The sequence below is a fragment of the Helicobacter sp. UBA3407 genome (genome assembly GCF_949747025.1).
GTDB lineage: Bacteria > Campylobacterota > Campylobacteria > Campylobacterales > Helicobacteraceae > Helicobacter_D > Helicobacter_D ganmani.
Map to the genome: position 1 here is coordinate 1 of NZ_CATKCB010000170.1, position 9,838 is coordinate 9,838.

Annotated in this window: 11 protein-coding genes; 8 read left to right on the forward strand and 3 right to left on the reverse strand. The window is 39.9% G+C overall.

Annotated elements, in window-relative coordinates:
• The 3 genes from Q1553_RS06435 to Q1553_RS06445 form a co-directional block, all read right to left on the reverse strand.
• Window positions 1-923, reverse strand: a 923-nt coding sequence (locus Q1553_RS06435) for a hypothetical protein (protein WP_300842830.1), incomplete at its 3' end; no start/stop codon positions are given.
• Between the two features lie 12 nt (window positions 924-935).
• Entirely contained in the window at window positions 936-2,144 is a 1,209-nt protein-coding gene (gene ilvA, locus Q1553_RS06440; protein WP_297571474.1) for a threonine ammonia-lyase, read from the reverse strand.
• Window positions 2,141-2,569, reverse strand: coding sequence for a CoA-binding protein (locus Q1553_RS06445; RefSeq protein ID WP_300842831.1), 429 nt, complete (start codon window positions 2,567-2,569; stop codon window positions 2,141-2,143). Before Q1553_RS06445 ends, ilvA begins: the two co-directional genes overlap by 4 nt.
• Before the next feature lie 249 nt (window positions 2,570-2,818).
• Between Q1553_RS06445 and hisD the strand changes: the two genes are divergently transcribed.
• From hisD to hemC, 8 genes are all read left to right on the forward strand, one after another.
• Window positions 2,819-4,129: a histidinol dehydrogenase gene (gene hisD, locus Q1553_RS06450; protein WP_115551915.1), complete on the forward strand. Its 1,311-nt coding sequence runs from the start codon at window positions 2,819-2,821 to the stop codon at window positions 4,127-4,129.
• 14 nt (window positions 4,130-4,143) lie between these two features.
• A complete protein-coding gene (locus Q1553_RS06455) occupies window positions 4,144-4,410 on the forward strand; it encodes a DUF2018 family protein (protein ID WP_115551916.1) in 267 nt (88 codons plus the stop codon).
• A gap of 48 nt (window positions 4,411-4,458) precedes the next feature.
• Window positions 4,459-4,917, forward strand: coding sequence for a hypothetical protein (locus Q1553_RS06460; RefSeq protein WP_115551917.1), 459 nt, complete (start codon window positions 4,459-4,461; stop codon window positions 4,915-4,917).
• Entirely contained in the window at window positions 4,895-5,815 is a 921-nt protein-coding gene (locus Q1553_RS06465) for a polyprenyl synthetase family protein (protein WP_115551918.1), read from the forward strand. Before Q1553_RS06460 ends, Q1553_RS06465 begins: the two co-directional genes overlap by 23 nt.
• 8 nt (window positions 5,816-5,823) lie before the next feature.
• Entirely contained in the window at window positions 5,824-7,155 is a 1,332-nt protein-coding gene (hemA, locus tag Q1553_RS06470; protein ID WP_115551919.1) for a glutamyl-tRNA reductase, read from the forward strand.
• Window positions 7,156-7,170: 15 nt separating this feature from the next.
• Entirely contained in the window at window positions 7,171-8,916 is a 1,746-nt protein-coding gene (locus tag Q1553_RS06475) for a proline--tRNA ligase (RefSeq protein WP_297600562.1), read from the forward strand.
• Window positions 8,901-9,320, forward strand: coding sequence for an FxsA family protein (locus tag Q1553_RS06480; protein ID WP_115551921.1), 420 nt, complete (start codon window positions 8,901-8,903; stop codon window positions 9,318-9,320). Before Q1553_RS06475 ends, Q1553_RS06480 begins: the two co-directional genes overlap by 16 nt.
• A 9-nt stretch (window positions 9,321-9,329) precedes the next feature.
• Window positions 9,330-9,838: hydroxymethylbilane synthase (gene hemC, locus Q1553_RS06485; RefSeq protein WP_300842832.1), on the forward strand; the 509-nt coding region annotated here is incomplete at its 3' end.

Here is a 9,838-nt window from a genome sequence, read left to right on the forward strand (position 1 = left end):
GATAAAAATAACATTCCACTACAAAGCAACAAAACCAAAAAAGTAGCTAAAAATGGAATCGTATAACGCGCCCGAAATTGTGGCAAACGCACGCGAAGCCCAGAGAAATAAAGATTCACCATTAAAGGAATCGCTAAAATCAGCAAAGGCGCGAAAAATTCCGTCTGCACCCTTTGACGCAGGGAAAGCAACCAAATAAAACCCAATGCTACGCTTGCAATATGCCAAACTAAGGGTCTTTTGCTCTGATTAAAATAACGATAAAGCGTGTATAAAAAATATAAAAACAACAATGGAGAAAAAATCAACAACAAATGCCCATTGCTATCCAAAAAATAACCTCTTGGGTGTCCGCCAATCTCCAACCCAAAACAATACATATTGAGCGCGAAAAACCCCAAAGACAAAAAAATCAAAAGTGTTTGCTTGCGTTCAATGCCATAAAAAATCAACGCAATAAAAACCAAAGCAAAACTTCTATCCACAAAAGCCATTATCAAAAGCAATCCATAAGGAATCGTGTTGTTTTTTTGCACCCAAATACAGAGAATCAATGTTAAACAAATCACGATTCCACTATTAGAAACCAACAAAGCAACAGCATTAACACCGGGTAATAAAAGAAACAACAAAGCGCAAAAAACCGCGTCGTTGGAGTGCTTTAAAAAATCTCTTGCAAAATAAAACATCAAAAAAGCATTGCAAAAATGCAACAATAAAAAAGGTAGTCGCAAACTCCAATCGTTTTGTCCTAGAATCTTTGCGCTATAAGAGCTAACAAATCCACAAAAATGCTGTGGATTAAAAAACTCTTGCGCTTCGTTATAGCTAATGCTTAATGTGCTAAGTAACCACAAAAGTGCGCCAAGACTTAAAAAAAATAAGCTAAAAAGCCAAAAAAAACTACGAGTTTGCGATTTCAAAGTTGCGATTCCTTAAACCTCTATAAACACATAACCTTGTTTTTGTAGCTGCGAACGAATTGCTCCTTGATGTTCTTTACCTTTTGTTTCAAGCATAATCACAATATTTGCATCACCAAAAGCAAGAGAAGTGGAAGTCCTATCAAAATCAATCTTGACAATATTTGCGCCAAGATTGGAGAGTAAATCGCTTAATTTTTGCAAACTTCCGGGTTTATCTATTAGCGTTACAGAAATTTGCATTTTGCGGTGAGAGCGCACAAGCCCTCGCTCAATAATATTTCCAAGCATTGTTACATCAATATTCCCTCCGCTTAACACAAGCCCCAAAGATTCGTTCGTTTGCAAAGCAAATTTATGGTGTAACACTGCTGCAACCACACTAGCTCCTGCTCCCTCTACGACAAGCTTTTGGTTTTCTAGCAAATAAAGCACCGCATTGGCGATTTCCTCATCATCTACCATTACAACTTCATCTACGGATTCTAAAATGTATTCAAAGTTCTTAGGATTCACATCACGCACTGCGATTCCATCAGCAATTGTGCGCACAGAATCCGTGCTTTGGATTTCTTTTTTGTGGTAAGAATGATACATTCCGGGCGCACCCTCCGCGACAACTCCAATAATGCGCACACTCGGCAACATTTGCTTATACGCCGCTGCAATTCCAGAGATAAGCCCGCCACCGCCGATTGGCACAACAATGCTTGTAAGATGACTTTGTGCCTCAATCATCTCTAGCGCAACCGTGCCTTGTCCCGCAATCACTTCCTCATCAGCAAAAGGGTGAATGAATTGCAAATTATGCGTTTTAGCATATTCTAGCGCATAGGCATAGGCTTCATCGTAATTATTGCCCTTTAAGATTGCTTCTGCACCAAGCTCCTTTACTCCCATTACTTTCAGCAGTGGCGTTGCCTCTGGCATTACAATCACACCCTTGATTCCATAATGCTTCGCACTATACGCAACCCCTTGTGCGTGATTACCCGCACTAGAAGCAATCACACCACAAGCGCGTTCCTCCTCGCCTAAAGATGAAATCTTATTAAACGCTCCGCGCAGTTTAAAAGAGCCTGTATTTTGTAAATTTTCTTGTTTGACATACACCTTTGCTCCGCAAATTTGGCTAAGTTTAGGAGCAAAAGCTAACTTCGTGTTTTGCACGATACCCTCTAATCGTGCCTTAGCGTCCATAATTTTAGAAAGTGGAATCATACAAATAACCTTTCGTATTCAAGTTTGATACATAAATTTTCAATATACATTATCTTTGTATTTTCTAGCATTTTACGCGCCTGCGCATTTTGCAATCCTAGTTGCACCCAAACACAAAGTGGAGGATTTTGCAACTCCAACACTTCACGCATAATTTCGGGCAACATTTCACTTTTGCGAAAAACATTTAAAATATCTATCCGCACACCCGCTTTGTCCTGTGCTTCAAAAGCTTCCTTTAAGCTCGTAAAGGCTTTTACCCCCAAAATATCGCCTCCCTTAGGATAAATGGGTAGAATCTCATAGCCTTTATTTTGCAAAAATTTTGCCACTTTATGGCTCGGCTTGCTCTCTTCTGGAGACAATCCAAGCACAGCAATAACTTTAGATTCTTTCAAGATTTCTCGCATTTTGGAATCTTGCATTCTATACCTTTATAAAAATTTTGCACTATTTTAACAAAGTTTTATACAAAATTAGCCTAAAGCCATTTGGATACGCATATAATGGCAAAGAGATTAGATTTTGTCCTTGCAAGAAAATTTATAAAATTTTCGCAGCAATCTATTAAGATGAAATCTTGCCCATAAAGATTCTGTAATTAAAATAAAATTAAACATAAAAGGCTAAAATGCCAAATTCTTAATAAAGGAATTAAAGGAGTTTTTTAAGCAATGATTGCTTTATTGAATAGTAAAGATTCAAATTTCAATACCGAGTTTGAAAAAATACTCAAGCGTGGTGCTATGGATATAGAAAACGTTGAGGGGCGCGTCAAGGAGTTGCTCAATGCGATTAAAAAGCAAGGGCAAAGTGCGATTATAGCGCAAGTTGCACAATTTGATAATTGGAATCCAACTAACTTTTCAGATTTAAAAATCACGCAAGAACAAATGCAAAAGGCTTATGAAGCCATAGAAACTCCTTTGAAAGATTCCTTACAACTCGCCTTTGAACGCATTTACGCCTTTCATTCTAAGCAAAAGCCTAAAACTTGGCTAGACTTTGAGGAAAATGGCAATATTTTGGGACAGAAAGTTACGCCTATGGACAGAGCAGGACTATATATCCCCGGAGGCAAGGCGGCTTATCCTAGCTCACTTTTAATGAATGCGATTCCAGCCCTTGTTGCAGGAGTGAAAGAAATTGTCGTTTGCACGCCTACTCCGCACAACGAACCCAATCCCTTATTACTTGCTGCTATGCACCTTTGTGGTATTAAAGAAGCCTATAAAATTGGTGGAGCAAGTGCGATAGGTGCGCTTGCCTTTGGTGCGCAAGATTCACAAGGAAAAGGAATCCAAAAAGTAGATGTCATCACAGGACCGGGCAATATCTATGTTGCGACCGCCAAAAAGCTTGTTTTTGGGGAAGTGCAGATTGATATGATTGCTGGACCTAGTGAGATTGGAATCCTAAACGACGGAGACGCAAGGGCGGATTATCTTGCTTGGGATTTACTCTCACAAGCAGAACACGATGAAATGGCAAGCTCTATTCTCATCACTACAAGCGAAAACTTGGCAAAACAAGTCGCACAAAAGATTGAGGAATTTTTAGCCACCTTGCCACGCAAGGAAATCACGGCAAAATCCATTAATGAGCGCGGAGCAATTCTCATTGTACAAAACATTCAAGAGGGCATTGCCTTGATGAATCAAATTGCACCCGAACATTTGGAATTGCTTGTGAAAAATCCTTTGGAGATTCTATCTAAGATTCAACACGCGGGGGCAATTTTCATCGGCGAAAACACTCCCGAACCTATTGGAGATTATATTGCAGGACCAAACCATACCCTGCCAACAGGCGGAAGTGCAAGGTTTTTTTCACCTCTTTCCACAGAGCATTTTATGAAAAAATCTTCTATCATCGCCTTTTCCAAAAAAGGAATCACACAAATGGGACAAGAATGTGGAATTCTCGCACACACAGAGGGACTAGACGCACACCAAAATGCCGTGCTTGCGAGACTAAATTCATAAATATAAGGAACATTATGGAACATATTTTAGAGGGCTTACCACAAGAAAAATGGATTGAGATTATTTTTAATGCCTCACAAGGCTTAAGCGCACAAGAGCTTACGCGCTTATTAGAGCGCCAAGCGGCAATGGAGATTCTGCTTGAAAAAAGACTAGGGGAAATGTGGGAAGAAGAATTAGCCTACTTAACCAATAGCGAGGAATCCTCAGACGAAATCCATCATCGCACACAAAATATTGCGATTGAATCTATGGGAAATATTTTAACACAAAATGAATAAAGACAAAATGCAATTCTTGCACTAAGCAACTCCAATGGAATCCTAAGAATGAAAATATTTACACTCTTTAGTTTATCAGCAATCTTGAGTGCGATTCTAGGAGTTTCAATGCTTTTTGCACCACCGGTATGGAAAGCAGAAAGATTCATTGAGCTAAACAAAGATGAATTTTATCTTTTGACTTTGCAAGCAAGAGAGGCAGCTAAGACATTGTTTTTTCGTTGGACATTACTAAAAAACGAGGGCTTGGTAATGCACTTAAATTACGATTCTTTTCCACACCAATTTATTCTTTACCAAGACTATCAGCGCAGATGCTATAAAGTCCCTCTGCTCAAACCAGAACAAAAATATTATAGCGAAGAACCCTTTTTTATGCTATGTTTTAAGGATTATCACCGCACCAAAAAAGTTGCAACCTTGAAATATTATCTTTATCAAGGCAACAGAGATTTTAATATCATTGATGAAAGGAAGGTTCCAAATGGAGGCTTTAGCGCACATTGAAACAAAAATTCAAGAATTTTTAAAAGAATTGGGATCCCCGCTCGTATTAGATTTGAGTGCGCATTTGCAGCGAGGCAAAATGCTCCGCTCCAAACTTGCGCTTCACATTGCGGGTGAATGTGAAGAATGTATTTTGCTTTGTGCAGTCATTGAGATGATTCAGAGTGCTTCGCTCCTGCACGATGATGTGATTGATAATGCCCTTACAAGACGCTCTAAGCCCTCTATCAACGCACTTTTTGGTGATAAAAACTCTATTATGCTAGGCGATATATTTTATTCCAAAGCCTTTTGTGAGCTTACAAGCTTGCAAGAAAATTATCCGATGATTCCGCGCATTATTGCAAATGCAGTTACCACTCTTGCAATCGGCGAACTAGAAGATGTAGAGTTGGCAAAAAGCTTTAATCCCAATGAAAGTCAATATCTCCAAATGATAGAACATAAAACAGCTGCACTCATTGAAGCCACCGCGTATTCCGCAGCATTTTTAGCAGGCAAAAGCGCAGAGGAAGCGCAAGGATTCCGCCTCTATGGGCGCAATCTTGGAATCGCATTTCAAATCATTGATGATGTGCTAGACATTGTTGCGGATTCCAAAACTCTAGGCAAACCAGCTCTAAGCGACTTCAAAGAGGGTAAAACAACCTTGCCCTATATTTTCTTATATCATAAATTAAACGAGAACGACAGAATGCGTTTAAAAAATGCGTTTAAACAAGACCTGCAAGCGCAAGAACAAGAATGGATTTTAAACGAGCTAAAAGCGAAAGACGCAATAACTCAAAGTCTTGCTCTAGCAAAACATTTAGGCAACAATGGAATTGAAGCGATTGCTAATCAATCTTGTGATAAACTTATACAAATTATGCGCGAAATGATTGAACGCGACTTTTAAGGAAGCCAATGGATTATTACATTTTAAGCTATTCGCATAAAAATACTGATATTGCTATGCGTGAAGCCTTAAGCTTGGAGATAAAGAATCCCTCGACAAAGGAATTTTTGCAAGACTTGGTTAGCAACAAATTCATCAGCGAAGCAGTGATTCTCTCTACTTGTAACCGCATTGAATTTATATTAAATGTCCAAAATGCCGAAAAGGCAGAGGAATTTTTGCTAGATAAACTTAACAATTATTCCAAGATTCCACTCCCAGAGCTACGAACGTGCGCGGATAGTTACGAAAATTTAAGTGCAATTCATCATCTTTTCAGTGTGGCAAGCTCACTAGATAGCCTTGTTGTAGGAGAAACACAGATTTCAGGTCAGCTCAAAAGTGCGTTTAAGTTTTCTTATGAACTAGGCTGTTGTGGCTTGTATCTCTCCCGCGCAATTCATTTTGCCTTTCGCTGTGCCGCAAGTGTGCGCAACTCCACAAGTATTTCACAAAACTCTGTCTCCGTGGCAAGCACCGCGGTAGCTAAGGCAAAAGAGATTCTAGGGGATTTGAAAAGTCAATTTGCCCTCGTGATTGGAGCGGGTGAAATGAGCAATCTTTGTGCAAAACACCTTATTAACGCAGGTTGTGAAGTTTTAATCATCAACCGCGAAATTCAAAATGCACAAAAAATTTGCGATGAGATTTTTGCCCTCTCTCCAAACGCAAAGATTCGCGCAGAAAGTTTCAAAGACCTTAGCACTTATATCAACGAGATTCCGCTTATTTTTAGTGCCACAGGCGCACCACATACAATTATCACCTATGATATGGTAGAGGTAAAGGATTGGAATCGCTATTGGTTTGATTTGGCTGTGCCAAGAGATATTGAATGTGAAATTATGGAGAAGAGCGACAAAATCCAAATTTTTGCCGTAGATGATTTAGAGGATATTGTGCGCAAAAATTTAACCTTGCGTGAGGAACAAGCAAAAATTGCCTATGGAATCGTAGGAAGAGCAACACAAGAGTTTTTCAGCTGGCAACAAAGTCTCAATGTAGAACCACTCATCAAGACAATCCGCTCCCTTGCCAAAGACGCCGCAATGAAAGAGCTAAACAAAGGAATCGCAAAGGGCTATTTGCCAAAAGACTATGAAAAAAACATTGAAAAAACTCTCCACAATGCTTTCAATACCTTTTTGCACGATTTGACAATCAACCTAAAATCTGTTGCCAACACACCCAAAGGAGACAGCGTAATTGAATCCTTGCGATTCCTTTTTGAGCAGGATACACAAGGCAAAATGTTGGAATCCTACAAATGCGAATACGCTCAAGACAAAACTTTATCCTAAACCACAAGGAAAGCTATGCGATTTTCAAAATTATTTCTCCCAACATTTAAAGAAACCCCTAAAGATGTCGTTCTAAAAAGCCACGAATATTTAGTTCGTGGCGGATTTATCCAACAAATTGGCAGCGGAATCTATAACTTTTTGCCCCTTGGCAAGCGTGTTTTAGACAAGGTGCGCCAAATTGTCAAAGAGGAAATGGACAATGCAGGAGCAAACGAAGTTGCACTCGGCTTTGTTACTCCGTCCTTTCTGTGGCAAAAAAGCGGACGATTTGAAAGATATGGCAAGGAGCTTTTGCGCTTCAAAGACAGAAAAGACAATGACTTTGTGCTAGGACCTACACACGAAGAAGTGATTACAGAGCTAGTCAAAGCAAATATCAAAAGCTACAAACAATTACCAATCCACCTCTACCAAATCAACCTCAAATTCCGTGATGAGATTCGTCCGCGCTTTGGACTTATGCGCGCAAGAGAGTTTATTATGAAAGATGGTTATAGCTTTCATTCAAGCACAGAGGATTTAAAACGCGAATTTGACCTTATGGAAGCTACTTATAGCAGAATCTTTACGCGTTTGGGATTGGACTTCCGCGCTGTTTTTGCGGACAGCGGGGCGATTGGCGGGAATGGAAGCAAGGAATTTATGGTGCTTGCAAAGAGCGGAGAGGACACAATTTGCGTATGTGATAGTTGTCAATATGGAGCGAATTTAGAAGCAGCTACGCGCATTAAAAAACTTCCGAACACGGAAGCCCCTGTCGCTTCGTTTGCCAAATTTCATACCCCAAAGGTGCAAACCATAGAATCTTTAAGCGAGTTTTTTAAGGTAGAGCCGTTTTGGACGCTCAAAGCAGTGGTAAAAAAAGCACTCTTTGATGGTGGAAAAAACGCATTGGTGTATTTTTTCTTGCGCGGAAGTGATAGTTTAAACGAAACCAAAGCCCTAAACGCCATTGTAGGTGCAAACGAACTTGTAGAAGCAAGTGAGGAAGACTTAAAAAGTGCGGGACTTGTGCAAGGATTCATCGGACCTTTTGCCTTGCGCAATCTTACCTCTAGCCCTTATATTTATTTTGATAAAGAACTAGAAAATGCTAGCAATCTCATCTGCGGGGCAAATGAAGTGGATTATCACTTTGTCGGCGTGGATTTAAGCACTTTTGAAGGATTGGAGTTTAAGGATTTGGTGGAAGTCAAAGAGGGGGATTTCTGCCCTGTTTGCAAAAAAGGCAAACTCTATTTTACTAAGGGAATTGAGGCGGGACATATTTTTCAGCTTGACACAAAGTATTCTAGCGCAATGGAGGCAACTTTCTTAGATGAGGAAGGCAAAGCAAAGCCCTTTATTATGGGTTGTTATGGAATCGGAATCTCACGACTTTTAAGCGCAATCATAGAGCAACACCACGATGAGCGCGGAATGATTTGGACGCGTGCGAGTGCGCCTTTTTGCGTTCATCTTATTGTTTCTAACATCAAAGAGCAATCCCAAATGCAAATGGGCATAAAACTCTACGAAAACTTACAAAGCAAGGGCATTGAATGCTTGCTAGATGACAGAGCCGAACGATATGGTGCGAAAATAGCCGATTTTGAGTTGATAGGATTGCCTTTTGGAATCGTCGTAGGTAAAGGCTTAGAAAAAGGTGAAATAGAACTCATAAGACGTAAAGATTTAGCCAAAGAATCTCTAGGGATTCAAGATTTTGACGCACTAATTTCTAAGATTTTTGAGGTTTGCCAATGCGATTCATTTTGATTTTCATTTACTTGTTTTTAGAAGTCTTTATCACCTTTGAAATGATTGATTTCTTGGGCGTTTTGGGCTTTGTATTAGAGATTATCTTCAGTGCTATTTTGGGATTGTTTATCTTAGTAAATTATCGCTTTTTTCTAGGCGATGCCCTCGTGCGCCTTAGAGAAAGAGAAATCGGCTATGAAGCTTTCGTGGGTTCTAATATTTTCAGAATCCTTGGAGCAATCCTATTAATCTTACCCGGTGGATTAACCGATATTTTAGGGATTTTAATGCAGTTTAGCGCAATTGGATTCTTAGCCGTTAAGCCTTTTATGAAAAAACCTGCTCCTAATTCCACACCCTTTGACACAAGCAACAAGCCTCAAAATAGCGAAATCATTGATGTAGAAGTCATAGAAAAGTAAGGAGAAGCAATGCAAAAACTCATCATCGGCACACGCGGAAGTGTGCTAGCACTTTGGCAAGCAAACCATATCAAAGATTGCCTAGAGGCGCAATACAAAGACATAGAAGTGGAAGTAAAAATCGTCAAAACTAAAGGCGACAAAATCCTAGATGTGCCTTTGGCAAAAATCGGTGGTAAGGGGCTTTTTACCAAAGAATTAGAAGAATTGCTCTTAAAAGATGAAATAGACTTGGCAGTGCATAGCCTCAAAGATGTGCCGGTGGAATTTGTAGAGGGCTTGGGACTAGCGGCAATCACGAAGCGAGAAGATGTGCGGGATAGTTTTTTGAGCTTCAAATACGCGAGTTTGGAGGAGCTTCCGCTTGGTGCGCGTGTCGGGACAACTTCACTAAGGCGCACAATGCAGATTAGTGCCTTAAGGGAGGATTTGGAAACGCAAAGTTTGCGTGGAAATGTGCAAACAAGACTAAAAAGGCTTCAAGAAGGAGATTTTGATGCGATTATCCTTGCGCAAGC